General features: G+C 68.6%; 25 protein-coding genes. 18 read left to right on the top strand and 7 right to left on the bottom strand.

The window, feature by feature from the left end:
- Positions 1 to 67: 67 nt before the first annotated feature.
- Entirely contained in the window at positions 68 to 676 is a 609-nt protein-coding gene (locus ACLF6P_RS20460; RefSeq protein WP_415952021.1) for a TetR/AcrR family transcriptional regulator, read from the top strand.
- A gap of 59 nt (positions 677 to 735) precedes the next feature.
- Here ACLF6P_RS20460 and bcp read toward each other — a convergent pair whose 3' ends face one another.
- Complete coding sequence (gene bcp / locus ACLF6P_RS20455; RefSeq protein WP_415952020.1) at positions 736 to 1,203, bottom strand: thioredoxin-dependent thiol peroxidase; 468 nt, start codon at positions 1,201 to 1,203, stop codon at positions 736 to 738.
- A gap of 140 nt (positions 1,204 to 1,343) precedes the next feature.
- On the opposite strand from bcp, the gene ACLF6P_RS20450 reads away from it, so the two are divergent.
- Together ACLF6P_RS20450 and ACLF6P_RS20445 are read left to right on the top strand one after the other, a co-directional pair.
- A complete protein-coding gene (locus tag ACLF6P_RS20450) occupies positions 1,344 to 1,664 on the top strand; it encodes a DUF3618 domain-containing protein (RefSeq protein WP_415952019.1) in 321 nt (106 codons plus the stop codon).
- Between the two features lie 115 nt (positions 1,665 to 1,779).
- Entirely contained in the window at positions 1,780 to 2,082 is a 303-nt protein-coding gene (locus ACLF6P_RS20445) for a GroES family chaperonin (protein WP_415952046.1), read from the top strand.
- A gap of 70 nt (positions 2,083 to 2,152) precedes the next feature.
- On the opposite strand, the gene ACLF6P_RS20440 is transcribed toward ACLF6P_RS20445, so the two are convergent.
- Entirely contained in the window at positions 2,153 to 4,630 is a 2,478-nt protein-coding gene (locus tag ACLF6P_RS20440; protein WP_415952018.1) for a transglycosylase domain-containing protein, read from the bottom strand.
- A gap of 205 nt (positions 4,631 to 4,835) precedes the next feature.
- On the opposite strand from ACLF6P_RS20440, the gene ACLF6P_RS20435 reads away from it, so the two are divergent.
- From ACLF6P_RS20435 to ACLF6P_RS20415, 5 genes are all read left to right on the top strand, one after another.
- Complete coding sequence (locus ACLF6P_RS20435) at positions 4,836 to 5,642, top strand: ABC transporter permease (RefSeq protein WP_415952016.1); 807 nt, start codon at positions 4,836 to 4,838, stop codon at positions 5,640 to 5,642.
- 85 nt (positions 5,643 to 5,727) lie between these two features.
- A complete protein-coding gene (locus ACLF6P_RS20430) occupies positions 5,728 to 6,555 on the top strand; it encodes an ABC transporter permease (protein WP_415952045.1) in 828 nt (275 codons plus the stop codon).
- Between the two features lies 1 nt (position 6,556).
- Positions 6,557 to 7,564, top strand: coding sequence for an ABC transporter ATP-binding protein (locus ACLF6P_RS20425; protein ID WP_415952015.1), 1,008 nt, complete (start codon positions 6,557 to 6,559; stop codon positions 7,562 to 7,564).
- Between the two features lie 24 nt (positions 7,565 to 7,588).
- On the top strand, positions 7,589 to 8,281 hold the full coding sequence (locus ACLF6P_RS20420; RefSeq protein ID WP_415952014.1) for a DUF1707 SHOCT-like domain-containing protein: 693 nt from the start codon (positions 7,589 to 7,591) through the stop codon (positions 8,279 to 8,281).
- Between the two features lie 5 nt (positions 8,282 to 8,286).
- Positions 8,287 to 9,324, top strand: a complete 1,038-nt coding sequence (locus ACLF6P_RS20415; RefSeq protein ID WP_415952013.1) for a hypothetical protein — start codon at positions 8,287 to 8,289, stop codon at positions 9,322 to 9,324.
- A 30-nt stretch (positions 9,325 to 9,354) separates the two neighbouring features.
- Here ACLF6P_RS20415 and ACLF6P_RS20410 read toward each other — a convergent pair whose 3' ends face one another.
- Together ACLF6P_RS20410 and ACLF6P_RS20405 are read right to left on the bottom strand one after the other, a co-directional pair.
- A complete protein-coding gene (locus ACLF6P_RS20410) occupies positions 9,355 to 10,479 on the bottom strand; it encodes a hypothetical protein (protein WP_415952011.1) in 1,125 nt (374 codons plus the stop codon).
- 22 nt (positions 10,480 to 10,501) lie between these two features.
- The gene (locus ACLF6P_RS20405; protein WP_415952009.1) at positions 10,502 to 11,818 is read right to left on the bottom strand and encodes an SGNH/GDSL hydrolase family protein; all 1,317 of its coding nucleotides are present in this window, start codon (positions 11,816 to 11,818) and stop codon (positions 10,502 to 10,504) included.
- A gap of 508 nt (positions 11,819 to 12,326) precedes the next feature.
- On the opposite strand from ACLF6P_RS20405, the gene ACLF6P_RS20400 reads away from it, so the two are divergent.
- Positions 12,327 to 13,538, top strand: coding sequence for a DUF445 domain-containing protein (locus ACLF6P_RS20400; RefSeq protein ID WP_415952043.1), 1,212 nt, complete (start codon positions 12,327 to 12,329; stop codon positions 13,536 to 13,538).
- A 439-nt stretch (positions 13,539 to 13,977) separates the two neighbouring features.
- The gene (locus ACLF6P_RS20395; RefSeq protein WP_415952008.1) at positions 13,978 to 14,526 is read left to right on the top strand and encodes an N-acetyltransferase; all 549 of its coding nucleotides are present in this window, start codon (positions 13,978 to 13,980) and stop codon (positions 14,524 to 14,526) included.
- A gap of 147 nt (positions 14,527 to 14,673) precedes the next feature.
- On the opposite strand, the gene ACLF6P_RS20390 is transcribed toward ACLF6P_RS20395, so the two are convergent.
- Entirely contained in the window at positions 14,674 to 15,063 is a 390-nt protein-coding gene (locus ACLF6P_RS20390) for a hypothetical protein (RefSeq protein ID WP_415952007.1), read from the bottom strand.
- Positions 15,064 to 15,224: 161 nt separating this feature from the next.
- Here ACLF6P_RS20390 and ACLF6P_RS20385 point away from each other — a divergent pair, with 161 nt between their 5' ends.
- Positions 15,225 to 15,800, top strand: coding sequence for a hypothetical protein (locus ACLF6P_RS20385; RefSeq protein WP_415952006.1), 576 nt, complete (start codon positions 15,225 to 15,227; stop codon positions 15,798 to 15,800).
- A gap of 198 nt (positions 15,801 to 15,998) precedes the next feature.
- Entirely contained in the window at positions 15,999 to 16,376 is a 378-nt protein-coding gene (locus ACLF6P_RS20380) for a Scr1 family TA system antitoxin-like transcriptional regulator (protein WP_415952005.1), read from the top strand.
- Positions 16,377 to 16,800: 424 nt separating this feature from the next.
- On the opposite strand, the gene ACLF6P_RS20375 is transcribed toward ACLF6P_RS20380, so the two are convergent.
- On the bottom strand, positions 16,801 to 18,141 hold the full coding sequence (locus tag ACLF6P_RS20375) for a tetratricopeptide repeat protein (RefSeq protein WP_415952042.1): 1,341 nt from the start codon (positions 18,139 to 18,141) through the stop codon (positions 16,801 to 16,803).
- Positions 18,142 to 18,511: 370 nt separating this feature from the next.
- Here ACLF6P_RS20375 and ACLF6P_RS20370 point away from each other — a divergent pair, with 370 nt between their 5' ends.
- Genes ACLF6P_RS20370 through ACLF6P_RS20350 form a run of 5 tightly spaced genes read left to right on the top strand, consistent with a single transcriptional unit; the run spans position 18,512 to position 21,471 of the window.
- Positions 18,512 to 18,835, top strand: a complete 324-nt coding sequence (locus tag ACLF6P_RS20370; RefSeq protein ID WP_415952003.1) for a hypothetical protein — start codon at positions 18,512 to 18,514, stop codon at positions 18,833 to 18,835.
- 57 nt (positions 18,836 to 18,892) lie between these two features.
- Positions 18,893 to 19,132, top strand: a complete 240-nt coding sequence (locus ACLF6P_RS20365) for a hypothetical protein (RefSeq protein WP_415952002.1) — start codon at positions 18,893 to 18,895, stop codon at positions 19,130 to 19,132.
- A gap of 4 nt (positions 19,133 to 19,136) precedes the next feature.
- On the top strand, positions 19,137 to 20,090 hold the full coding sequence (gene tgmB, locus ACLF6P_RS20360; protein ID WP_415952001.1) for an ATP-grasp ribosomal peptide maturase: 954 nt from the start codon (positions 19,137 to 19,139) through the stop codon (positions 20,088 to 20,090).
- Complete coding sequence (locus ACLF6P_RS20355; RefSeq protein WP_415951999.1) at positions 19,973 to 21,250, top strand: methyltransferase domain-containing protein; 1,278 nt, start codon at positions 19,973 to 19,975, stop codon at positions 21,248 to 21,250. Before tgmB ends, ACLF6P_RS20355 begins: the two co-directional genes overlap by 118 nt.
- Before the next feature lie 56 nt (positions 21,251 to 21,306).
- The gene (locus ACLF6P_RS20350; RefSeq protein WP_415951997.1) at positions 21,307 to 21,471 is read left to right on the top strand and encodes a hypothetical protein; all 165 of its coding nucleotides are present in this window, start codon (positions 21,307 to 21,309) and stop codon (positions 21,469 to 21,471) included.
- A gap of 53 nt (positions 21,472 to 21,524) precedes the next feature.
- On the opposite strand, the gene ACLF6P_RS20345 is transcribed toward ACLF6P_RS20350, so the two are convergent.
- Positions 21,525 to 24,662: a DEAD/DEAH box helicase gene (locus ACLF6P_RS20345; RefSeq protein ID WP_415951995.1), complete on the bottom strand. Its 3,138-nt coding sequence runs from the start codon at positions 24,660 to 24,662 to the stop codon at positions 21,525 to 21,527.
- 451 nt (positions 24,663 to 25,113) lie between these two features.
- On the opposite strand from ACLF6P_RS20345, the gene ACLF6P_RS20340 reads away from it, so the two are divergent.
- Complete coding sequence (locus tag ACLF6P_RS20340) at positions 25,114 to 25,929, top strand: DUF6551 family protein (protein ID WP_415951993.1); 816 nt, start codon at positions 25,114 to 25,116, stop codon at positions 25,927 to 25,929.
- Positions 25,930 to 25,944: the final 15 nt, after the last annotated feature.

Raw genomic sequence — 25,944 nt, 5'->3', positions numbered from 1 at the left:
GTTGGCTGACTAACTCGCGAGACGCAAGGTAGCACGACCCCGTCGGAGGTTGTCTATAGTGAGTTGGGTGACTGACTCAGAGAAGGTGAAGCCCAGGGTGCGGGCGGCGGCCGACAAGCGGCGCAGGCTGACGGCCCAGGCGGCCCGGGTCCTGCACGAACAGGGCGTCGAACGGACCACCCTCGCGGATATCGCGCGTGCCGCGGACGTTCCGGTCGGGAACGTGTACTACTACTTCAAGACCAAGGACGAACTGATCCAGGCCGCGCTCTGCGAGCACAGCGCGCATCTGGATGAACTGACCGGCCGCCTGGACCAGCTGCCCGACCCGCGCGAGCGTCTCAAGGCCCTGATCCAGGCGTGGGTCGACCAGCGCGAGACCGCGGCCCGCTACGGCTGCCCCACCGGCACCCTGGCCGTCGAACTCGACAAGCGCGCCGACGGGACCCTCGACGCGGAGGCGGGCGCGGTGATCCGGCGCCTGCTCGACTGGGCCGGACACCAGTTCCGCGCCCTGGGCCTGCCCGAACCGGACGAGCTCGCCGTGGCCCTGGTCTCCGGCTACCAGGGCATGTCACTCCTTGCCAACGCCCTGCGCGACCCGGAGATCATGGTCCGCCAGGGGGCCCGGCTGCTCCAGTGGATCGACTCGCTGGAGAAACCGGAAGCCCGGTGATGGCGGGGTCTGGTGAGCCAGGTGATGGCCGGGCCCGGTGAGCCCGGTGGTGGAGCCGCTCAGACCTTCAGATCGCGCATGATCTTGGCGACGTGGCCCGTGGCCTTCACGTTGTAGAAGGCGTGCTCCACCTCGCCCTCCTCGTCGACCACGATCGTCGAGCGGATGACGCCCTTGACGAGCTTGCCGTAGAGCTTCTTCTCACCGAAGGCGCCGTAGGCCTCGAGGACCTCCTTGGAGGGGTCGCCGACCAGCGTGACCTTGAGGTTCTCCTTCTCGCGGAACTTCGCGAGCTTCTCCGGCTTGTCCGGCGAGACACCGATGACGTCGTAGCCGGCCGAGGCGAGCACGTCCAGGTTGTCCGTGAAGTCGCAGGCCTGCTTGGTGCAGCCGGGGGTGAGGGCCGCCGGGTAGAAGTAGACGATGACCTTGCGCCCCTTGTGCGCGGCGAGGGAGATCTCGTTGCCGTCCGCGTCGGGCAGGGTGAAGGCGGGGGCGGTGTCGCCGGGCTGCAGGCGCTCGCTCATCGGTCAGGCTCCTCGGGCGGGTCGGGATCGGTTCGCGATCGGTACGGCACGAGCGTAACCGGGCCGCCGTGAGGTGGTGGCCGGTGGGAACTGACAGACTGTCTCCCCACGACCACGTATCAACCAACGGAGGCGGCGCGGTGTCGGATGGCAGGACCCCCGCTGAGATCGAGGCGGATATCAAGCGCCGGCGTACTCAGCTGGCCGAAACCCTGGACGAGATCGGTGTGCGGATGCATCCGAGCACGATCGTCGGGGAGGCGAAGGCCCGCGTCGCCGAGGGCGTCGACCAGACCCTCGGCCGCGCGTACGTGAGCGCGAACCGGGCGGTCGGCGAGGTCCGGGCGCAGTTCGTGGACGATGACGGGGCGCCGCGGATGGAGCGGGTGGTGCCGGCGGCGCTGCTCGTCGTGGGCGTCGTGGGGCTGCTCGCCCTGGGTTCGCGACGCCGTAAGCACTGAACCGCGTGACGGACCGGCCCCGGGGCGGGTGACCGGGGCCGAGGCAGGTAGGTTGCGGGACGTGAGTGCCAAAGACTTCGAACGCAGTGCCCATCACGACAAGCTCCCGATCCGGATGCTGCACGACCGGGTTCTGGTGCGGACGGACACGGTCGAGGGCGAGCGGCGTTCGACCGGCGGCATCGTGATCCCGGCGACCGCCGCGGTGGGCCGCCGGCTCGCCTGGGCGGAGGTCGTCGCCGTCGGCCAGAACGTCCGCGCGGTCGAGCCCGGCGACCGCGTCCTGTTCGACCCGGAGGACCGCGCCGAGGTCGAGGTGCGCGGGATCGCGTACGTCCTGATGCGCGAGCGCGATCTGCACGCGGTCGCCGCGGACCGCTTCGAGGGCTCCGAGGACTCGACCGGCCTCTACCTGTAACACCGGCTCTCTGTGTGGGTGACGGGGGTGGGTGACAGGGGTGGGTGACAGGGGGCGCCGTCCCGTCCGGCTACACCGCCCCCGTACCGCCGTTCTCCCCGCCGCCCGCACCCCCGTCCGGCCCGGCGAACAGGCCGCCGCCCCCGCCGCCCCCGGACGTCTGCCCCTGATCCGCGCCCTGCGTCCGGCCTTGCGTCTGCCCCTGGGTCTGTCCCAGGTCCGTGCCCTGGGTCTGCCCCGCGTCGGCGCCCGCCGTTTGCCCCGCGGTCGGTCCCGCGTCAGCGCCCTGCGTCCGGCCCGCGTCGGCGCCCGCCGTTTGCCCCGCGGTCTGCCCCTCGTTCTGCCCGGCCGTCCCGCCTTCCGTCTGCCCCTGGTTCTGTCCTTGGACGGCCTGCCCCTCCGTCTGCCCCTCCGTCCGGGCGTCCGACGGCGGAAGGTCCGGCAGCGGCGGGGGTTCCTCGAAGGCCGGCGGGATCTTCAGGTCGAATTCGCGTACGGGCCTGCCCTCCAGCGCCGTACGCGTGAACTGGGCCCAGATCCGCGCCGGATACGCCCCGCCGTTGATCCGCGGCTGCCCGAGCGCCCCGTAGAGCGGTGTGTGCGCGGCGGTCTCCGGGTCCTGGCCCATCACCGCGACGACGGTGACGAGTTCGGGGGTGTAGCCCGCGAACCAGGCCGCCTTGTCCTCCTCCGCCGTGCCGGTCTTGCCCGCGGCGGGACGGCCGACGGCGAGGGCCGCGGTGCCGGTGCCGTGTTCGACGACGTCCCGTAGCACGGCGGTGGTGGTGTCGGCGGAGGTGCGGGAGATCATCTGCACGCTGTCGTGCGAGGGCAGGGCGATCTCCCGACCGCCCTTCTCGATCTTGTCGATGAGCGCGTACGTGCCCCGGCGTCCGTGGTTGGCGAGCGTCGCATAGGCCTGGGCGACGTCGAGGACGCTCGCGGTCGGGGTGCCGAGCGAGATCGAGGGGTACGGACCGAGGCCGGGCGTGGTCTCGGGGATGCCGAGGGCGATGGCGGTGTCCATCACCTTGTCCGAGCCGATGTCGACCGCCATCTGTGCGAACACCGAGTTGACGGATCTCTCGGCTGCGGTGCGCACGGTGATGTTGCCGTAGCTGACCTGGTCCTCGTTCTCCGGCGCGAACCGTTCCCCGCTCCAGCCGGTGACCGGCCGCGCGCTGGTGCCGTCGTAGACGGTGTTGGGGGTGATCGGCCGGCCGTCCTGGGTGGTCGACTCGTGGTCGAAGGCGGAGGCGACGACGAAGGCCTTGAAGGTCGATCCGGGCTGGAAGTCACGCCGGGTGGCGTTGTTGGTGTACTGCTTGACGTAGTCGATCCCGCCGTACAGTGCCGTGACCCGCCCGCTGCTCGGATCGATGGCCGCGCCGCCGGCCCGCACGTTCCGGTCGATCCTCCGGGCGTCCTTGTCGATCCCGGACATCAGCTGCTCGTCGACGGCCTTGACGAACGCGTTCTGCTGGGCGCGGTCGATGGTGGTGGTGATGCGGTAGCCGCCGGTGTTCAGCTCGTCCTCGTCGAGGATCTCGTTCGCGAGGATGTAGTCCTTGACGGCGTTGACGAGGTAGCCGCGCTGGCCGGAGAGCCCGGTGGGCGCGCCGCCGTTGTTCAGCGGGTCGGGGAAGGCCATGCGGGTGCGCTCGGCGGGGCTCAGCCACTCCTCCTTGACCATGCCGTCGAGCACGTAGTTCCAGCGGGCCACGGCCCGCGGCTTGTTCTCGGGGTGCGCGGTCACGTCGTAGGCGCTGGGGGAGTTGAGGAGCGTCGCGAGGTACGCGCCTTCGGCGGTGGTCAGGTCCTCGGTCTTCTTGCCGTAGTACGCGTGCGAGGCGGCGGAGATGCCGTAGGCGCCGCGGCCGAAGTAGCTGGTGTTGAGGTAGCCCTGCAGGATGTCGTCCTTGCCGACCTCGCGCCCCAGCTTGATCGCGATGAAGAACTCCTTGGTCTTGCGGCCGATCGTCTGGTCCTGGTTGAGGTAGTAGTTCTTCACGTACTGCTGGGTGATCGTGGAACCGGACTGTCTGCCCTTGCCGGTGACGGTGTTCCAGGCGGCGCGGAGCATCGCCTGCGGGTCGACCGCGGATTCGGAGTAGAAGTCGCGGTCCTCGGCGGCGAGCACCGCCTCCCGCACGGTCGGCGGGATCTTCGACAGCGGGACGTTCTCGCGGTTGACGTCGCCGTCGCGGGCCAGCTGCCGACCGTCGGCGTACAGGTAGACGTTGGTCTGGGCGGTCGCGGCGGCGTTGGCGGGCGGGATGTCGACGATCAGGTATCCGGCGAGGAACGCGCCGCCCAGGAGCAGGCAGAGCAGCAGGAAGGCGCCGAGGACCATCCGCCAGGTCGGGACGGCGCGGCGCCAGCCGGTGCGCCTGGGGCGCTTCTTCTTCGCCCCCTTGCCCCGTGCGCCCTCGCCCGGTGCAGCCTCGCCCGATGCGTCTTCGCCCGGCGCGCCCTCGGCGGATGTGCCCTGCGCGGGCGGTGGGGTGCCGCCGGGGGAGGGCTGCCCGTCTCGCGGCTCGTCGCTCATGTCTCCCGGAACTCCCGATTCGCCCGTCAGGTACCTGTCGGACACTTTTGCATCCGCTCGTTCGGGCCCCCGGCGCGCCGCGCGCCCCCTGGCGGCGCGAGGCCGCGGCGTTCCGCCGTACGGGTGAAAACCCGTGGCGCGGCCGGGCGGCTCGCCGCTAATGTCGACGTCTTTGGCCGCTACACGGGGGAGGGGAACGGGAGACGTGCGCCTGTACGCGACCGTGGCCGCCGGCAGCTTCCGCCGCCACTCCACGTACCGCATCGCGACCGCCGCGGGCGTCTTCACCAACACCGTCTTCGGCTTCGTCCTCGCGTTCACCTTCAACGCCCTGTGGAGCGAACGCCCGGGCCTCGGCGGCTACGACAAGCCCGAGGCCCTCACCTACGTCTGGATCGGCCAGGCGCTCCTCGCGACCTGCGGCCTGATGGGCGGCGGCGGATTCGCCGACGAGCTGATCGAGCGGATCAAGAACGGCGATATCGCCATCGACCTCTACCGCCCCGCCGACCTCCAGCTCTGGTGGCTCGCCACGGACCTGGGCCGCGCCGCCTTCGAACTCCTCGGCCGCGGCATCGTCCCGATGGCCGTGGGCGCGCTCGCCTTCGACCTCGCGCTGCCCGGCGGCCGGGCCTGGCTGTGGCCCGCGTTCCTGCTGTCCGTGGCGCTCGGCGTCGTCGTCGGCTTCGGCATCTGGTTCCTCGTCTCGCTGAGCGCGTTCTGGCTGATGGACGGCGCGGGCGTGGTGCAGATCGCCTGGCTGTGCGGCATGTTCTTCTCCGGGATGCTGCTGCCGCTGACCGTCTTCCCGGGCGTGCTCGGGGAGGTGGCGCGGATGCTGCCGTGGGCGTCGATGCTGCAGGTGCCCGCCGATGTCTTCCTCGGCAAGTACACGGGCTGGGGGCTGCTCAAGGCGTACGGGTTCCAGGCGGGCTGGGCCCTGGTCCTGCTCACGGCCGGGCGCGGACTGCAACTTGTCGCGCGGCGGAGGGTGGTGGTGCAGGGTGGCTGAGGAGGCGACCGGGACGGCGGGCGCGGCCGATGCGACCGCGGCGGGCGGGGCTACCGACGCGACCGGCGTGCGCGAGGCGACCGGCATGACCGCAGCGGGCGGCGCGACCGGCGTGGGCGGGCTTGCCGCCTTCAGAATGATCGCCGCCATGTGGATCCGCTCCACGATGACGTACCGCTTCTCCTTCGCGATGACCCTGCTCGCGAACTTCGTCACGACGTTCTTCGACTTCGTCGTGATCCTTCTGATGTTCACGCACGTCCAGGGCCTCGGCGGCTTCGGTTTCGCGGAAGTCGCCTTCCTCTACGGCACCACGAGCACCGCCTTCGGCCTCGCCGATTTCACCCTCGGCCAGGTCTCCCGGATCGGCCGCCGCGTACGCGACGGCACCCTCGACACCCTCCTCGTGCGCCCCGCACCGGTCCTCGCGCAGATCGCCGCCGACCGTTTCGCGCTGCGCCGTCTGGGCCGGGTCACGCAGGGCCTGCTCGTACTGGTCTGGTCGATCGCCGTCCTCGACGCCGACTGGACGGCCCTCAAGGTGCTCCTCGTCCCCCTGATGGTCCTGTCCGGAGCCGTGATCTTCTGCTCCGTGATGGTCGCGGGCGCCGCCTTCCAGTTCTGGGCGCGCGATGCCGCCGAGGTCGTCAACTCCTTCACATACGGAGGGAACACGCTGCTCCAGTACCCACCGACCATCTTCGCGCAGGAGCTGGTGCGCGGCGTGACCTTCGTCCTGCCGCTCGCCTTCGTCAACTGGCTGCCCGCGCTCTACGTCCTCGACCGCCCCTACCCGGTGTCCGTACCGGACTTCGCCGCCTTCCTGCCGCCCGTGGTGGCCGTGCTCTGCGCGCTGCTCGCGGGGGCGTGCTGGCGGGCAGGCCTCCGCTCGTACCGCAGCACGGGGAGCTGATATGACCACCGACACCGCACCCGCGGCGATGCCTTCCGCCGACCCGTCGGACTTCATCGAACTCGAGGACGTCCGCAAGGTCTTCGACGTCCGACGCAAGAAGGGCTTCCTGCGCCGCGAGCGGCACGAGGTCCGGGCCGTCGACGGCATCAGCTTCACCGTGCCGCGCGGCGAGATCGTCGGCTACATCGGGCCGAACGGCGCGGGCAAGTCGACCACGATCAAGATGCTCACCGGCATCCTCACCCCGAGCGGCGGCCGCGTCCGTGTCGCCGGCATCGAGCCCTCCCGCGAGCGCACGAAGCTGGCGCACCGCATCGGTGTCGTCTTCGGCCAGCGCACCACTCTGTGGTGGGACCTGCCGCTGATCGACTCGTACCGCCTCGCCCACCGCATGTACCGCATCCCCGACGCCCGCTTCCGCGCCAACCTGGACCGCTGCGTGGAACTCCTCGACCTCGCCGAGCTCCTGCACGTCCCCGTACGCCAGCTCTCGCTCGGCCAGCGGATGCGAGGCGACATCGCGGCGGCCCTCCTCCACGACCCCGAGGTCCTCTACCTTGACGAGCCGACGATCGGCCTGGACGTCGTCAGCAAGGCAAAGGTCCGCACCTTCCTGCGCGATCTGAACACGTCGTCCGGCACCACGGTCCTCCTCACCACCCACGACCTCCAGGACATCGAACAGCTCTGCAAACGCGTCATGGTCATCGACCACGGCCGCCTGATGTACGACGGCGCCCTCGCGGGCCTGCACGGCATCGGCGAGAGCGAACGCACCCTGGTCGTCGACCTGGAACACGAGCTCCCGCCGCTGGACATCCCCGGCGCCCGCGTCCTGCGCACCGAGGGCCCCCGCCAGTGGCTCGCCTTCCCCGCCGAGGCCTCCGCCGCGCCACTGGTCACCGAGATCGCCTCCTCGTACCCCCTGGTCGACCTCTCGGTCCGTGAGCCGGACATCGAGGCGGTGATCGCCAAGATGTACGCGGACCGCACTCCACTTGCCTGAACGGCACCCTCTAGGCTGCTCCATATGACCGACGACCTGCCGGAGTTGAGAGCATCCGACGCCGACCGCGAGCGGGTCGCCGAGGTGCTGCGGGACGCGCTGGCCGAGGGCCGGCTCGACATGGACGAATTCGAGGAGCGGCTCGAATCCACGTACAAAGCACGTACGTACAAGGACCTGGAACCGCTGACCCGCGACCTGCCGACCACGACGAGCCCCGCCCCCGCCCCGCCCACCGGCCCCGGCACCCCCGCGGCCACCACCGGCTGGCCCGCGCGGATCGGCGGCGAGGCAACCTCGCGCGGCGCCGTGGCCGTCATGGGCGGGTTCTCGCGCAAGGGCGTGTGGACCGCACCGCGCCGCTTCAACTGCTTCGCCCTGATGGGCGGCGGCGAAATCGACCTGCGTGACGCCCGCTTCGAGGACCGCGAGATCACCATCAACTGCGTGGCGATCATGGGCGGCATGAGCGTGGTCGTCCCGCCGGGCGTCGAGGTCGTCGTGCGCGGATTCGGCATCATGGGCGGCTTCGACCCGGACAAGGAGGGCGACCCGGGCGAGCCCGGCGCACCCCGCGTGATCCTCACCGGCTTCGCCCTGATGGGCGGCGTCGGCGTCGTACGCAAACTGCCCCGTGCGGAGAAGCAGCGCCTCAAGGAGGAGCGGCGCCGCGCGAAGCTGGAGAAGAAGAACGAACGCAAGCAGCTGGGGGAGTAGGCCTCGTGTGGGTGCCGGTACGGCGCTGGATCAAGCTGTCGGTGCTCGGCGCGCTGGTGCTCGCTCTGGTCGGGTACTGCTCCACGCCCGCGGTGCGTGACTGGTGGGTGGGCCGCGAGGCGTGCGGGGGTGTGTTCCCGGACGGGCTCCTGGACCGGATCGTCCCCGACGAGCAGCGGCTTGCCGAGGCGGACGAGCAGCTCGTCGGCTCGCTGGGCGCGTACCGCTGCGTGGTCTCGTACGCCGAGGACGACTCGGACGAGTGGTTGCTCACGGTCTCCGCACACACCGACCGCGACCAGCAGGAACTCAATCTCCGCAGAACCTTCCCCCGAGGTGGCTGGTCCGATCTGCGCACGCTCCCGGAAGGGCTGCCCGGCTTCGCTGACGACTTCGACTGGGTCCGGCTCTTCCGGCCGTGCCCCGCGCTCGGCGCGGACGAGGAGGGCAGGCCGCGCAAGATGCTCGTCACGGCGACCGTCGCGAGGATGGACGACGCGGCGGCGAGCCTTGCACTGCGGGTCGCGGTCGCCGTCGCCGATCGCGCCTCGGAGCAGCTTGGTTGCGGCGCCGAGCCGCTGCGGCAGCCCGAGAAGGGCGTGCTGGACCCCATGGAGCCGGTCAGCGCGAGGCAGGCCGCGGACACCGCCTGCGGTGCCGTCCTGCCCAAGCTCCCGAAGAGCACCAAAGCGGCCGAGTCGGGCAGCGCCACCGGACCGGTGCAGGGTTGCGAACTGTTCGTGCGGACGGAGCAGGAGAAGCAGCGGTCGCCGTACCTCTCCGAGGAGGAACTGCGGAATCCGGATATCGGTCTGCGGGCCTGGTACGGGGACTGGAGCGACCGGCTGGTCCGTAGGGACGGCAAGCGCCTCGGCAACACGGTGACGGCCCGCTGCGACGGCGAGAACGCCAACTTCGCGGGCTGGGCCTCGGACGAGTCCGGCGTCGCCGATGGCGAACTGCGGGATCTGGTACTGACCTTCGCGAAGGACCGCGCCGCCCGGCGAGGCTGTACGGAGGTGCGCGCCGTACAGCCAGGGTGACCGCTCGCACGGGTGTGGCGCGGGCGGGTTTCAGTACCTCTGCATCTGCATCCCCATGAGGTAGGAATCCTCGATCTTGGCCCGCATCCACGTGACCGTGCGCGCAGGCACCTGCCGGTCCCGGGCCCATGTGTCCACGATCCGGAACAACTGCTGTCGCCCGTCGAAGATGTCACCGGTCAGCTTCCCGCTCGTCCCGCGGCGCACGATGTCACCGGTGAGGGGACGGTCCCGGACGAGGTGGGGCGCCGGCCGGTAGGAGCCCTTCAGGCGCCGGCGCACCTCCCGGTCGAACGCGCCGAGGTCCGGGATCTCGCCGCCGAGCGCGTGGCCCGCGCGCAGCTCCATCAGCCTGCCCACGCGCCGGGCCGAGTCCGCCAGCGCGATCGACAGGTCCGAGTCCAGCTCCTTGCGCCCGGTCTTCCTGGCCTTCTTGCCGTAGCCGTCCATCTCGTCCTGCAAGGTCTGATCGGGCGCGACATGCTCCAGAAGCGTGGCCAGATAGGCCCGTTCGGCGTCGTAGAGGATGGCGAACGCCTCGGGATCCTGGGCGAGGCGGCCCACGAGCGACACGATGTCGGGGGAGGCGCCGTCCGGGCCCCGGTACTCGAAGGCCACGTGGGGCTCGTTCGGGGCCCAGAACGCCTTGCCCGTACCCGCCGGCTCGGGAGCCGTGGGACCGTGCGGACGCTGGCCGGGGAGCAGGACCGGATCGTCGAAGGCGCGGGCCGTGTCCACCATGTGGTCCGCGAGCATCCGCGCCACGTAGGGCTCAAGCCCGCGCGGCACGCCCGGTTTGTCGTCGAGCACCGCCGCCACCGCGAACGTCACCCGCGCCTGCGTCACCGTATGCGGCTCACCAGGAGTGGAGAGGGTCGCCGCCTCGATCACCTCGCCTACCGAGGCCGCATCACACAGCCGCGGATGAGACACGAGCCCACGGACCTTGCCCAGCCCGTCGAGCTCGGCCCCCGGATCGAGCGCCCTGCTCGCCGCCGCCGGATCCTTCGCCAGCTTCGTCACCGCCTCGGGCGCCGACCAGCAGGCTTCGGCGGAATCCGCCAGCGTGACCGGCACCAGCACGCCCGCCGCCGCGATGGCAACTGCCGCTCCGGCGACGTGGAAACGCCGCCGTCCCCTCCACCACGTAAGCATCCGAGAAGATTATCGGGAGGCCTCACAGCTCTGCCGGAGCCGTCTCCCGCAGGTGGTTCAGGTTGAAGGCGTCCGCCATCTTCTTGTAGCCCGCGTCGCTCGGATGCAGATGGTCCCCGGAGTCGAACGGGGCGTGCAGCCGGTCCGGGGCGTACGGGTCGCGCAGGGCGCGGTCGAAGTCGACGACGTGGTCGAAGACGGTGCCGCTGCGGATCTCCGTGTTGATGGTGCGGCGCAGCCGTTCCAGGTGCGGGCGGTAGCGCGGGTGACCGTTGAACGGCATCAGCGTCGCGCCCGTGATGCTCAGACCGCGGGCATGGGCCTGCCGGGTCAGCTCGCGCATCGCGCCGATGATGTCCTCGGCGCTCGCGCCTTCGGGGTTGCGCAGCAGGTCGTTCACGCCGAGGCAGACGACCACGGCCCTGACCCCCGTACGGGAGAGGACATCGCGCTCGAAGCGGCTGACCCCGCTCGGCCCGGAGGGCTTGCGCTTGCCCCCGGGGATGAGCTGGTTGCCGCTGATGCCTTCGTTGAGGACGCCGAGCCGCGGCGCGCCCGCCTCCTCGCGCAGCCGGTCCGCGAGGACGTCGGTCCAGCGGGCGTTGGCGCCGAGCGTGGAGGTCAAGCCGTCGGTGAGCGAGTCGCCGAGGACGGCGACGGCGCCGGTGGCCTCGGTGGTGAGCACGTCGACGGCGGTCACATGGCGCCAGTACGGGCTCTGCTCGGTGTACGCGACACCGCGCGGGTTCTGCGTCTGGTCACCGTCCGCGACATACGAGATCTGCCGCGCGTGCGGGTGATACGTGACCGGGCCGGACGGGTGCTGCGTGTACGTACTGATCAGCAGATCCCCGTCGGCCGGTACGCCGAGATCCGCGGCATCCGAGACGACCTGGCCTCCCGCGGGGACGGTCACCGTGGGGCGGCCCCCGAAGGTGAGCGGGCGCAGCGAGCCGGGGCGCGCGGTGGGGTTGTTCGGCGCGATGGCCGCCGCGATCGAGGCGTGGTCGATGGTCAGCGGCCGGTCACCGAAGAGGTTGGAGAAGGTGACGCGGGCGCGGCTGCCGCCGACGCTGGTGTGCACGACGTTGCGCAGGGTGCGTCCCGCGAACCCCGCGGCCGTACGGGGCTCGGGGCCCACGGGTGAGGTGGCCCACGTACCGACCCAGGTCCCGGTCGAGGCACGGTCGGCGGTGCCGCGCGGTGAGGGGGCGGCGCTGATGGTGGTGGTGTCGCGTTCGCTGCCGCCGCCGGAGAAGGCGACGTAGATGACGGTGCCGACCAGCATCACCACCGCGGCCATGACGGCCATGAGCGCATAGCCTCGACGCCTGGTCATGCGGGTGGAGCTCCTCGGGCAGGGGAGCCCGGGGCTCCGGTTCGATCATCCCATTTTGTGCGATGTGGCCCGCGCTCGCGCACCGCACCCCCCCGGATGGCTGTGTGATCGTGTGATGCCGAGGGGGAGGACGCCGGGAACTCCTGGCGCGTTCCAGGAGTCGGTCAGGTGTGAGGTGCGCCTCGGCGCGCCTGGCCCGGGACGCGCGCCTGGCCCGGGACGCGCGCCTGGCCCCGGGACGCGTGCCCGGCCCGGGACGCGTGCCCGGCCCGGGACGCGTGCCCGGCCCGGGACGCGCGCCCGGCGGACGCCGTGGGGGAACGGACGGGCAGGGACAATGGGGACGAGACCCGGGTGCCGGCCGGCGGATGGAGCGGTAGGGCGGATGGACCAGATGAACGTGCAGGAACCGGAGGAAACCGGACCGGCTTCCCGCAGACAGCATGCCCAGGGCTCCGGCTTCTCATTCAACGAGGCCGACGAGGAGCGCCGCCGCGGCGTACGCCGTATGAAGGCCACCGCGCTCGGTCTGCTCGCCTTCGTCGCACTCGTCTACATCCTCGCCAAGTGGGCGCAGGACGTCGGCGCGGGCCCCTGGACCGGCTATGTCGCGGCCGCCGCCGAGGCCGGCATGGTCGGTGCGATGGCCGACTGGTTCGCGGTCACCGCCCTCTTCCGTCACCCGCTCGGCCTGCCCATCCCGCACACCGCGATCATCCCCACCAAGAAGGACCAGCTCGGCGCCTCGCTCGGCGAGTTCGTCGGCGAGAACTTCCTCTCCGAGGACGTCGTACGCCGCCGGCTGCGCGCCGTCGGCATCGGCGGCCGCCTCGGCGAATGGCTGGCCGAACCCGCGAACGCCGACCGGGTGACCGCCGAGATGTCCACGGCCCTGCGTGGCGCCCTCACCGTCCTGCGTGACTCCGACGTCCAGGCCGTCGTCGGCGAGGCGATCACCCGCCGCGCGGACTCCGCCGAGATCGCACCCCTCCTCGGCAAGACCCTCGACAAGGTCGTCGCGGACGGCGGCCACCACAGGGCCGTCGACCTGATCTGCGTCCGCGCCCACGACTGGCTCGACCTGCACAGTGACCAGGTGATGGACGCCGTCCAGGGCGGCGCGCCCGGCTGGACCCCGCGCTTCGTGGACAAGCGGGTCGGCGAGCGTGTCTACAAGGAGCTGCTCCGCTTCATCACCGAGATGCGCGACATGCCCGGGCACCCGGCCCGCGGCGCCATCGACCGTTTCCTCACCGACTTCGCCGCCGACCTGCAGTCCGACACGGACACCCGGATGCGCGTGGAACGCCTGAAGTCCGAGGTGCTCGGCCGCGGCGAGGTCCAGGACGTCATCGCCTCGGCCTGGTCCTCGGTCCGCCAGATGATCGTCGCCGCGGCCGAGGACGAGCGCAGCGAGCTGCGGCTGCGCGTCCGCGCGGGCCTGCTCTCGCTCGGCGCCCGCCTGGTCGCCGACTCCCGCCTCCAGAGCAAGGTGGAGGGCTGGGTCGAGGATGTCGCGGTGCACGTGGTCAACACGTACCGCCGTGAGATCACCTCCCTGATCACGGACACGGTCGCCGGCTGGGACGCCGAGCAGACCACCCGCAAGATCGAGGCCCACATCGGCCGCGACCTCCAGTTCATCCGCATCAACGGCACGGTGGTGGGCTCCCTGGTGGGCCTGCTCATCTACACGGTGACGCACGCGCTGGGGGCGTAGACGTGGACGTGGACGTGGACATAGACGCGGGCGTACCGGCACCGGCACGGGCATGGCCCCCGACGTGACGGGTGAACGACGGGCGTCGGGTCGACCCGCGACACGCCCGTACCCGAAGCTCATTTCAGGGCGTGACGGGAGCAGTCCCCCAAACATCCTTTACCCGCATGTCCCGTGCTCATCTCGTCTTTAACGTACGGAAGTTGAAGATCCCTACTTCCCAACACCTTCTGTACTAGAGGGTGTTCTAACGGACGTGACACCGCCTAACCCCCTGTAACGCCTACATTCGGTCATAGCGCCGCTGCGATACGTGGCCGGGCGCGCCCAGGGTGATCAACCGGGATCCAGGGACCGGTCCCGGGATCCGAGGAACGACTCCCGGAACCGGAACCGGAACCGCCCCGGATCCAGGAGCGGAGCAAGGAGAGCAGTCCAGGTGATCTGTTACGGACCCACCGTCCTCGACCTCGTGGAAGACCTCGTCGACGCCTACGCCGAGGTCTTCTCGGCCCCGCCGTGGAACGAGAACGAGGAGTCGATCCAACGTTTCCACTACCGCCTGTGCAACGAAGCCGACCGCCCCGGCTTCCGTGCGGTACTGGCCCAGTCCCGCCAGGGCATCGACGGCTTCGCCATCGCCCGGCTCACCCCCGAGGCGCTGCCGGACACCCGCACGTACGCGAAGGTCGCCGCGCAACTCGGCCCGGACCGGGTGCGAGACCTCCTCGTCGGCGCCCTGGAACTCGACGAACTCGCCGTCCGCCGCCACGCCCGCCCCGCCGGCGTAGGCCGCACCCTCCTCTCCGAACTCGCCAAGGACGCCCCCGCGGGCCGCGCCTGGGTCCCCATGTCCCGCCGAGCCTCGGCCGCGGTCGCCAGCTACCGCCGCCTGGGCTGGCACGAGGTCAAGCCCCTCCCGGAGGCGGACAACGACGTGGCGGTCTTCCTGGCCCCGGGGCACCCACAGGCGGAACTGGCGGCGTAGGGGTCGGCCGGGCCGGTGACGGGGGTGGATCGTCTCACCGGGTGTCCTGGTTCGTCATGACCCTGGTGAGGCGAACCGCCCCCGTTTCCGTCCCCGTTTTCCGTCCCCGTCCTGTGACCGCCCGACGAGCCGAGAGGGATGGGGCGGCTACCACTTGACCTGATGGAACTCCATCGTGCCGAAGGTCGTGACGTCCATCACGTAGCTCCACAACGCGTACCGCCCGTGATCGGTACGGCGATAGGTCTTGCCGAAACCGTTGTCGAGGATCTCGGTCCAGCCGTCGCCCTGTCCGTAATGCGCGAACAGCCGGTCATTACGCCGCGATGCGTCCTCCCCGGACTCAGCAGGGGTCTGGTAGATCACCTCATGCAGCCGACCGCGCCAGAGAGTGAGAAGCAGACGCCCGCCATCGACCACGTACGCGTCCACGACCGCGTCGGGAGCGTTCTCGTGAGGGCCTGACGACTCGAGCTCACCGGGAACCCGCACTTCGTCGGCGGCACACAGCAACTCCAGCAACGGCAGGTCATCCATGGGGCAGTCCATGAGCGGCCACCCTAGGGCCCGCCCGGCGAAACAGGCCAGGATGGGCGCCGACGCCCCCCCCGTTGCGGTGCTGGACGGCGACGTAGCCTGGCCGGAGCCTCGGTTGCCGGAGCCTCGGTTGCCGGGGCCGACAAGGACGGGGGCTCTCGATGGACATGGACATGGACACGGACAAGGCGGCCAGGACCGACTGGTGGGAGAGCCTGCCCTCCGGCATCCGCGAAGAGATCGACGGATACATCCTCCAGGACTCCCTCCTCGCGGCGATACGCGCCATCACCGCCGTCGGCCGCGTACCTCACGGCATCGGTCTCGGCACCGCCCAACTGATCGTCGGCGACCGCTACCTCCACCACGGCGACCGCATCGCGCGCAAGCCGGAGAGCCCCCTCGACCTGGAGTCACTCGCCTGCCGGGCAGCCGGATGCGAGGGCAGCATCGTGGCCATCGAGGCGATCTGGGACGGAGACACCGTCCACGACTGGTTCGTCGACCTCCTGGCCATCACCATCGCCCCGGCGGGAGAGGCCCGTCTGGCCACCGTCTACTGGTCAACGGCCAAGCAGCACCTCGGCGAGGACGAGTACGCCGACCCGCGTCGCCACCCCGCAGCGGTCGCTGCCGAACGAGCGGGCCGCACCCTCGCCGACCACCTCTCCGTCCCCTTTCACTTCGCCAGCCCGGACACACCCGACGACGAGGCCCCTCGCTGGCAGCCTTCCTGAGCGACGACAGGATCCACTGTCGTCGCGTGTTCAAGCGGCGAATTACGTGACCCACACCGTCTTGCCCGGACCGCCGTTCCGGCGTTCGGTGACGCCCCAGGCCTCGGCCAGAGCGGCGACCAGGACGAGCCCGCGACCGGACTCGGCGTCGGGCTGCGGCAGTTGACGCCCGGGGGGCGGAGTCCGGTCGCGCGGGCGGTGTTCGCGACCCGTCGGCCGCTTCTGGGCGAGAACGTGATCGCCGAGCGCGTAGCCGCCCGCCTTGTCCGGCAGGCCCTATTCGGGCGGAAGCCGCTTCCGACGATCAGCTTCGTGATCGAGGAGGCTGTGCTGAGGCGGCCGATCGGTGGGTGGACAGTCTGGCGCGGCCAGCTGGGGGAGATCATGATCCGAGGAACTCTGCGGAACGTTGAGGTGCAGATTACGCCGACTGAAGTTGCCGAACACGCAGCGATGGCAGGTCCGTTCGCCTTGATCGAGACTGAAAATGGGCGGAGGGTCGCCTACCTGGAGGTACAGAACGACGTGGCGGTCTTCCTCTCGCCCGGCCACCCGCAGGCGGAACTGGCGGCGTAGGGTGCGCAGGCGGCCATGTGGCCGCCGGACTGGGGCGGAGCCGACGTGGGCTACATCGGTTAGCGGGACGATTCGTCTCACGCGATACCCGAATTGCCCTGATTCCGTTGAGGCGATCCGTCCCCTTACGGCGACTTCGGGCGACGCGTCCCCATACGGCGGTCCGCGTCCTGCGCTCGGGTGGTGGGCCGGAAGCGACCCCGGAGAGTATCCATGCCGCGCATGGAATGCTTTGCCTCCGGGCGCACGCGTCACTGAGGGCCCCGCTCACTACCGACCTCAACGGCTGGGAGCAGGACGACCGATGTCCCCTTCACGTGAGTTCAACCCCTCGGCCCGCTCCCGGTGACGGTGTACTACCGGTAGCTTTAGCCGCCTGAATCGGCCCTGTGGCGAGATGATGGGAGGCAGTCGGGCGCTCCGCTCACGCTATGAGGGAGGCAGGGACGACCATTCGGGCACGCTCATGGAGATCGCGAGCGGCGCGGTTCTTCAGGTGAGGGCGGAGCAGGCGGAACATGCTCCTGATGCGCTCGTCGGCACGGCCGGACTGGATCATTGGGTAGTCGTCGAGGGCTTGATTCCAGGTGGCGCACGCTGCCTCGAGATGGCCGACCTCGAACTGACGCTCAGCCAGGTAGGTGCGCTGGCGTACCCGTGCCCTGCGGTAGACGCCGTCCCGCAGTCGGTCAGCCTGCTGGAGCGCTTCGACGGCCCCGCTCGTATCGCCGAGCTCGTAACGCACCTGACTGATGTGGTAGTTGAGTGACGACGGATCGTACGAACCGAACACCCTGCCTCGCGACTCCGCCCGGTCCATCGCCGCCTCGGCCTCCCGGATATACCGCATCGCGCGCGTGCGGTCGCCGGTTTGCGCGGCGGCATGTGCCTGCTGCCCCGCGAGGAAGGCCCGCATCCGTGGCCCCGCCTTCGGCGACGCGGCCGCGGCGGCATCCGCCAGCTCCAGGGCCTTGGCGCCGTGCCGCAGATCGACCGCCTGGACGCTCATCCCGCGCAGGGTGGTGCAGTACGTCAGGTGATCGTCGGCAGCGCCCGCCAGTTCCAGAGCCTTGACGTAATAGTCCTGCGCGAGTCCGTGCAGCCCCTCGTCCACGGCCATGTACCCGGTCAGATACAGCAGATCCGAGGCCGCGGACAACATCGCGTTGCGTACGTGGTCGGGCGCGTCCGCCCGTAGACACGGCGCCACCGTGTTGACGAGGAACGCCGCTGCCATCGGACGTGCGTGCCGTCCGCCGAACTGGTCGTCGAGCTCGGAGATCCGCTCGGTCATGTCTACGACCATGTCCACGTCGGGCATCCCGACCCGCTGAACCCCACTGGTGCGGGCACTTTCCATTCGGCCGACGACATCGGGCCAGTCCGGCACCGTGAGAGCGACCGAGAAGAGCGCTGCCCCCAGGACGCTCCGGCGGGACGGATCCATATCGAGCCTCCCCAGATCAACGACCCCTTCTACCGTACGCGGCTGAGAGCGCGCCTGATCCGAGGGCGCTGGAAAGCCTGCTTCGTTGTGTGTGACGGGACGCCGCAGTCTGCGGGTGAGCGCTTCGACGATCAGGGGCCGGACCTCAGCGCGGGGCATGTGTCCCTTGAGCCACTGGTGGACGGACGGCTCACGGTACTTGACCGGCGTACCGCGCTCGGTGCCGATGCGGTTGACCTCCTGGGCGAACTGGCGCAGCGTCCAACCGGATTCGCGGTAGAGCTGCTGCAGTCCCGAGTTCAGAGGTGGCGCAACCATCAGCCTCATCAACTCCCCGTCCCGGTAGAGCTCTTAAAACTCTTAAATGCTGCCGCCGTGACAACGGTACCGCTCTCTGTGATCAGGCGGTTGCCTAGAGCGAGAACGGTTCACACGACGCCGCATGCACTACAGACCCCCGCGACCGCGCTGCGAGCGGCCCGGGGGCGTGGCCATCAACCCGGGAGGTTGACGACGTGACTCACGCTATCGCGGGGCTGCTTGAACCGCTGTTGCGGTTACTGATCCCCGCCAAGTCCGGTCGCCATCGGTTGTCCAGGCGGCAGAGGGCACGGCGGCGGGCGCGGTGGCTGGCTCTGCACGGGATCGACGTAGGTCCGCGCCGCATCCACGGAAGGGTGGTGACCACATGACTCACGAGAACCCCCACGCGCCCAACGCGGGTCGGCCGCGGATCCTGCCCTGGTCCAGCGCCGACGGCAAGATGTGCTTTCTCGTCACCGACGCCACGGGCACCAGTCGGTTGTCCCGCATAGCCGATCGTGTGGAATCCGTCCAGCTCGACATGGCTGACGACATCCTCGTCCACGCCGGCGATCTCATGAACGACAGCAAGGCCACTGCGTCACAGCTCCGCTTCGTGGCCACCTGCTTGATGCAGGCACTGCACGATGTGCGGCGCATCGCCCACAGTCGGGGCACTCGCCTTCCGATACACGACTCGGACAACTGAACCTGGACGACCATCACGATCACGGCCCCCCGAGACCTGAACACGGAGGTTCCATCCATGGACACCACGGCCATCCCTGCACCTGCCATCCCGTTCGGCGTACGGCATCTGGTCGCGCCGCCGCCGAACACCTCCGAGACGCTCGTCCTCACATTCAGCGAACGTCTTCAGCTCAACGTGTCCGCGCAGGGCAACCCGTGGCACGTCGAGGCCGCGAACAAGCCCGAAACGCAGACCGAGACCAGCAACGGAGACGGCAGTTCTCCGGGCTCCGACAGCGGCACCGACCTCTGGTGACGTGATGCCATCCATCCTCATCCTCACTGGTCGAGACGACCTGACGGCCGACGCAGTGATCGAGGAACTGGCCAAACGCGGTGAACAAGTCGTCCGCTACGACACGGCCGACTTTCCCACCGTCTCCCGCCTGGCCGTCTCCCTCACCGGAGATGGCTGGGCGGGGTGCCTCACCGGTTCCCGCACGCTTCGGCTGGAAAGCATCAAGTCTGTCTGGTGGCGCCGCCCAGGCGAATTCGTCACTCCCGACCCCTGGCCCGACCGCGCGCGAGCACTCGCCGTGTCCGAAGCGCGATCCGGTCTGCTCGGCGTCCTCGGCTCCTTGCCGGTGCGCTGGATCAACCACCCCGCCCAGGACTCCGCCGCAAACTACAAACCCCGTCAACTCGCCGTAGCGGCCCGCGTCGGCCTGGATACTCCACGCACCATCATCACGTCCGATCCCGAGTATGCCCGCGTGTTCATGGGAGCAGACGAGATGATCTACAAAGGGCTCGGCGGGGGAGTCATCGGGCCCGATGGGCAACGGCAGTTCCTTCCCGTCTCCCTCGTCTGCGCTGCCGACTTGGACGAAGGGGTCACCGGAACCACCCACCTGTTCCAGGAGAACGTGCCCAAGGCGTACGAGGTCCGACTCACCGTCATCGGCACCCGCATGTTTCCAGTCGCCATCCACGCGGGGAGCGACGCGGCCAGACTGGATTGGCGCACGGACTACCGGGCGCTCACCTACGAGCGGGTGGACTTGCCCTCAGAGGTGAAGAGCGGGGTGCACGGCCTCATGAGCGAGCTCGGGTTGTTCTTCGGTGCGCTGGACTTCGTCGTTACGCCGGATGGGCAATGGAAGTTCCTGGAGGTCAATCCCAACGGCCAATGGCACTGGCTCGCTGTGAAGGCGGACGTTCCACTCGTGAACGCCATGGCGGACGCACTGCAAGGAGAAGACGTATGTCCGTGACCGGCCTCTGGACGGAAGCCGCGGAGACGCTTGCCGACAATGTGACCGCACGCGCACCGGAGTGGCACAGGGCCGTTAGTGAGACCCCACGCCACCTGCTCGTGCCGCGCTGGTGGGAGCGCATCCCCAACAGTCCGGCGGAAGCATGGGAGCTGATCAGCCACGCCGAGCACGCCCCTGCCCGCATCGGAAGGGTGTACAGCGATCAGACTCTTGTCACGCGTGTAGGCCCCCGCCACGCTGATCACGCCCGGCCGGACGACAGGGCGACCGGAAGCCCCACGTCGTCTTCCACCCTGCCGGGCCTGATCGTTTCCATGGCTCACCGCCTCGCCGCCGAGCCCGGGCACCGAGTCCTGGACGTCGGGACCGGCTCCGGATACGCCCTAGCCTTGCTCGCCCACCGGCTCGGTGACCACCAGGTGACGAGTGTGGACGTAGACCCCTACCTTGTGGAAGCCGCCCGCGATCGCCTTGCTGCTTTCGGTAGAACGCCGCGCATAGAGGCCATCGACGCGACCGGCGACCTGCCCGATGCCGCGTACGACCGGATCATGGCCACGGTCTCCGTGCGCCCCGTACCCGAGACCTGGCTCGGGGCGCTGCGGCCGGGAGGCAGACTGGTGACCACCATCGCCCACACCGCACTGCTGATCGTGGCCGACATGGGGGCCGACGGAATCGCCCGCGGGCGAGTCCAGCCGGACCCGGCAACGTTCATGGAGGCTCGCCAGGAAGCCGACTATCCGCCCAAGCTTAACGATGTGTTCGCAGTGGCTCGTGAGGGCGACGGGGAGCAGGTACGTGCGGCTGACGGACCCGTCCCGGACCTCTGGCAGGCATGGCCGCTGCGCTGGCTGTACGAACTGGACACCCCCGGCGTGGAGACCCGCGCGGCCACCATGCCCGATGGCCGTCGCGTCCTTTGGCTGCTCGCCTCGGACGGCTCCTGGGCACGGGCCGAGGCAGGGGGCCCAGGCTGTGCGATCGGAACGATTCATCAAAGCGGCACGCGTCGGCTCTACGACGACCTGGAGCGCGTACGGCATGCATGGGAGGAGGGAAACCGCTTCCCTCTCCACGACCTGACTGTCGAACTGGCCCCCGACAACGGCGGCATACTGACGGCACCGGACGGCAAGTGGACTCTTCACATCTGACATGCAACGTCGACCGGGCGGGCGAACTCCGTGCTGTGCTCAGGGAGTACAACGCGATGGCCGACCGGCACGCGTCCACGCTCATGGCATTCTGCGACGAACACGGCGAGGTTCGCCCGGGCGCCTATCCCGCGTACGACGAAGCGCAGTATGACAACGCCAGTGAGGCAGCTGAGTTCCTCGATGCGCTCATGTCGCACCTTCAGGAGGCCCTGTCCTGAGCCCCAGCACTGCTTCACGCCGCAGACGAGCCTGCGCTGAGTTAATTCGATAGCTACACCGACGCGATGGCGGAGTAGGTCCACACATCGGCGGGCACCTCATGCTGTAGCCGCCAGACGATGCCCATCGGCCTGCTGCCCTGGTGCTCGACATATTCGGCTGGTCCGAGCAGCATCCACGGCTGCGGTCCGCCGATGTCCGTCTTCTTGAAGCGACGGACGAACAGCAGAACCTGGGCGCCCTGATCCCTGTGAGTGCGGTAACGGACGCCGGTTGGTGATGTCTCGGAGGTCTGGTGCTGGGATTCCCAGTGGAACAGAGTCTCGCTGAGGGCGTAGTCCTTGTAGCGGGTCTCCGGGGAGAAATCCTTCTCGTCCTTCTCGAGCGTGATGAAGAGTGCGTCGGTCTTGATGCTCTCGCACCACTTCACCCCTTCACGGAAGTGGCCAGGCATGAAGCCGCCGATGGCGGACTGACCGAGCGCCGGAAGGATCTCCTCGCGGCTATACGCGGAGTGGATGCTCAGAGGAAGGCCGGCATGCTCACCCAGCAACGGGATCGGGACATGCTCGGCATGTTCCAAGGTGTGCGCTAGGACCTGACGCAGCTCGCTGCGGAACGCGTGCTGCGACCGCAGGCTGGCGAAGCCTTCGTCGTAGGTCTCGAATCCGCCCAGGGGCCACAGGGAGAAGTAAAGCATGCGGGCGTATGCCCGATTTTGCTCGTCAAGCTCCTCGTACGCTGGAGCCTCGTCCTCAAGGAACCGTGTGTAGGCGGAGGCCCGGAGCGGGTCGTTCACGTGGAGGAAGGCGGGGATTCGCTTCAGAAGGGCATCTTCGCCATCCGGCGCTGGAGCCGTGAGAAGGCCCGTGCGGCGCAGCAACCGAGTCCATGAGTTGCCATTGCTCCGGTAGAGCTCCTTGAGCTCACGACCGCTCTCCACCAGGTAGCGAGCGAGCTCGGTCTCTCGGTACTGAGCGACTTCTCGGGCCAGCTGCGTCACGTTGACGTTGAGCTGGTTGCGGATGTTCTCGATGACCAGATCCTTGGCCTTGGGCTCAAGAATGATCTGACAGCCCGAGGGAAGGTGAGGGAAGCCGTGCTCGACGTTGTCGAGCAAGCGATTGCGGGTCAGGTTCGTGAGAGCCCTGAACTGTTCCTCGAAACGGAACTCCTTTCGGTGTTGGCCGATGAAGTCCAATACCGTCAAGACGGCCTTGTCCTCGCTGCGGCGCAGACCGCGCCCCAGCTGCTGCAGGAAGACCGTGGCGCTTGACGTGGGACGCAGTAGTAGCAGTGTGTCTACGTCCGGCACGTCGAGTCCCTCGTTGAAAAGGTCGACGGAGAAGATGACTTGGAGCTCGCCGGCACTCAGCTGATCCAGCGCCCTCTTGCGCTGATCGCGAGAGGTCTCGCCCGACAGCGCGACGGCCTTGAGCCCCGCCTGTCGGAAGAAGTCGGCCATGAAGTGCGCGTGGGCCACTGACACGCAGAAGCCCAGAGCGCGCATCGAAGCAGGATCCGTGACCTTGTCCTGGACGGCTTTGACGACGAGCCGCGCACGCGCGTGGTTGCCGGTGAACAGGCCGCTGAGCGCGGCACTGTCGTAGGCACCTCGCTTCCATGCCAGGGAACTCATGTCCGTGGTGTCGGTGATCCCGAAATAGTGGAACGGGCTGAGTAGATCGTTCTCCAGCGCTTCCCACAGGCGCATCTCGGCTGCGATTCGGCCCTCGAAGAACTCATCCTGGACGTTACGCCCGTCCATCCGCTCGGGCGTGGCGGTGAGACCCAGCAGCTCCCTCGGGGTGAAGTGGTCGAGGATCCTGCGATACGTGGGTGACGTGCCGTGGTGAAACTCGTCAATAACGATCACGTCGAAGTGATCAGGGTCGAAGCGATCGAGGGCTTGGCCGTTGAGCGACTGAACGCTCGCGAAGACGTGCTTCCAGTCGTTCGGCATCTCACCGGTGTGGTACTTCTCGCCGAAGTTCCCATCAACTAGGACGTCTTGGTACGTCCGCAGCGACTGGTCGAGGATCTCGCGCCGGTGCGCCACGAACAGCAGCCGCGGCCGCTCGCCATGTCGCTTGCACAAGTTCTTGTAGTCGAGGGCGGCCATGACCGTCTTGCCGGTGCCGGTGGCCGCGACAAGGAGGTTCCGGTGCCGGTCATGCACGATGCGCTCGACGTCGAGACGCTCGAGCATGTCCCGCTGATAGGGGTGCGGACGGACCTCGATACCCGACATGGTGATGCCCTGTGGGCGCTCGGCGGCGGGCTTGCCAGCGTGGCGGAGTGCCTCGTCTAGACGCTGTGCATCGGTGTTTGGGTCGTACGGTTCAAAGGCGAGATCGCTCCAGTACGCGTCGAAGGTTGCTTCGAACTTGTTGAGGACTCTTGGTGTGGCGACCGACGACAGCCGTACGTTCCACTCCAGGCCGTCGAGAAGGGCTGACTTGGACAGGTTGGAACTGCCCACGTACGCGGTGTCGAAGCCGCTGTTGCGACGGAACAGCCAAGCCTTCGCGTGGAGACGCGTAGAGCGGAGCTCGTAGTTGACCTTTACCTCTGCGCCGAACTCCCGCACGAGACGATCGAGCGCCCGCCGTTCGGTGGCCCCGATGTAGGTCGTGGTGATGACGCGGATTGGTGCTCCTCGCTTGTGCGCTTGCCGGAGGGCATCCTCCATGACGCGCAGGCCATGCCACTTGACGAACGCACACAGCAGGTCAATACGGTCGGCGGTGGCGAGCTCGGCTCGCAATTCCGCGCCCAGGTTGGGATCTTCCGGCGCGTTGGTGATCAGCGCGGTCTCGGACAGCGGAGTGAGGGGCCTCATGGCGTACACGCCGGGTGCTTCCTGTTCGGCCAGAGCCAGCAGCTGACGTGGACCGCTTGCGATGCTCTGCTCTACGGGCACCGCCTTGCTTGCGGCGGAGGCGAGCGAGGCAAGGACCTGGTTGGCGAGTGTCACCTGTTCGTCGACCTTCATCCCCAGCAAAGCCTGGTGAACGGCTTCTCCCACATGTCGAGCGAGGACGTGTGGAGCGGATTCGGCACTGACATCCGCATCGACTGCCATCCATCCCGCGCCTCGTAGCTGCTCGATGCGCCCCTCAAGGTCAAGGGTCATCAGCCTTTCGTAGACCCCGGCCGTCGGCTCCGCCAGGTCCCCCGACTCCACCATGTCGACTCCTTGGTCTCCACGACCGCATGGTGTCCGCGATCGACTTGGGCCAGTTCTAACAGTGACCACTGACATCCGTACGGCGAGGTGCAAGATCCGTCCGGTTCGCCGACCTTCTTTTCCTCTTGCCAGAACGAAAAGTTGTTGTGCGCTGGCGAACGGAAACAACCCAACCTTGGCGGGTGTCTATGTCGAATATGTTCAGTTATGATCCGATTCGTTCATGGGCCCTCAATGGAGAGTGCGGTCGGTGTGGTGCACGTCACAATGCCTTCTTGTGTTGCCCCTGAGCTGTATCGCCTCTTCCTGACGGGCCGTCATCTTGTGGGTGTGAGCCGCCGGTTGGCCTCCGTGTGACGAGGTTTATGGGACGCTAAAGTTCCCCGTCATCGCAAGCTTGAGCGAGGGGTGGGAGTTCGATTCTGGTAGCTGTGCTGCAGGAGGGTGTTCAGTGGCGAAGAAGCGGTACGACTACAAGCTGCCCGATCACGAGGTGGACTACGGCGTTGAGCTCGCCGTGGCTTCGTTGAAGGTCGATTCCGCAGCTCAGCGCAGCCTCAACGAGCGCCGGGCGAAGACCATCGCGGAGGGGATGGTCAAGGAGGCTCTGGGGTCGATCGTTGTGTCTGAGCGCAGCGACGGGGAGCGATACATCGTCGATGGTATGCATCGCCACCGCGCCTGCCAGATACGGGGAATTGAGAAGATCGTGGCGGAGGTGCACCGTGGCCTCAGCCAGCAGGAGGAAGCCATCCTGTTCCTGATCAAGAACCGGGAGTCTTCCAAGCCGAGCGCCATCGACGAGTTCAAGGTGGGACTCACTGCGGGTGTTCCGCTGTTCGTCGACACCAACGCCGTTCTCGAGCGGCACAACCTGCAGCTTGGGGCTTCGTCAACGAACTCCATCGGTGCTGTATCCGGCGTTCTGCGCATCACGCAGCAGCACGGCACGGAAGTGCTCGACCGGACGCTGACCATTGCTGAGGAAGCTTGGGGGCGAGAGCGCTCCACGTGGGACGGCGTACTCCTGGGCGGTATCGGCGAGTTCCTCGGGAGGCATGGTGCCGACGTCGACGACGACAAGCTGTTGGCGAACAAGATCGCCAAGGTAGGGCACGCGGCTGGCTGGATTGGCCGGGTTCACTCCCAGGCCTCGGGTGGCGGCCTCCACAACAGTGGTACTGGAGGGCGCATTTCTACCTGCTACCGCCTTGTGGTGGACGCGTGGAACAAGAACCGCCGTAAGGGCACGCGAATCGAGATTTGATCAGCGCGGAGGGTG

It is taken from the genome of Streptomyces lothianensis, from assembly GCF_047779955.1.
GTDB lineage: Bacteria > Actinomycetota > Actinomycetes > Streptomycetales > Streptomycetaceae > Streptomyces.
The sequence above is the reverse complement of the archived record's forward strand: the minus strand, read 5'-3'. Positions and strand labels throughout refer to the sequence as shown.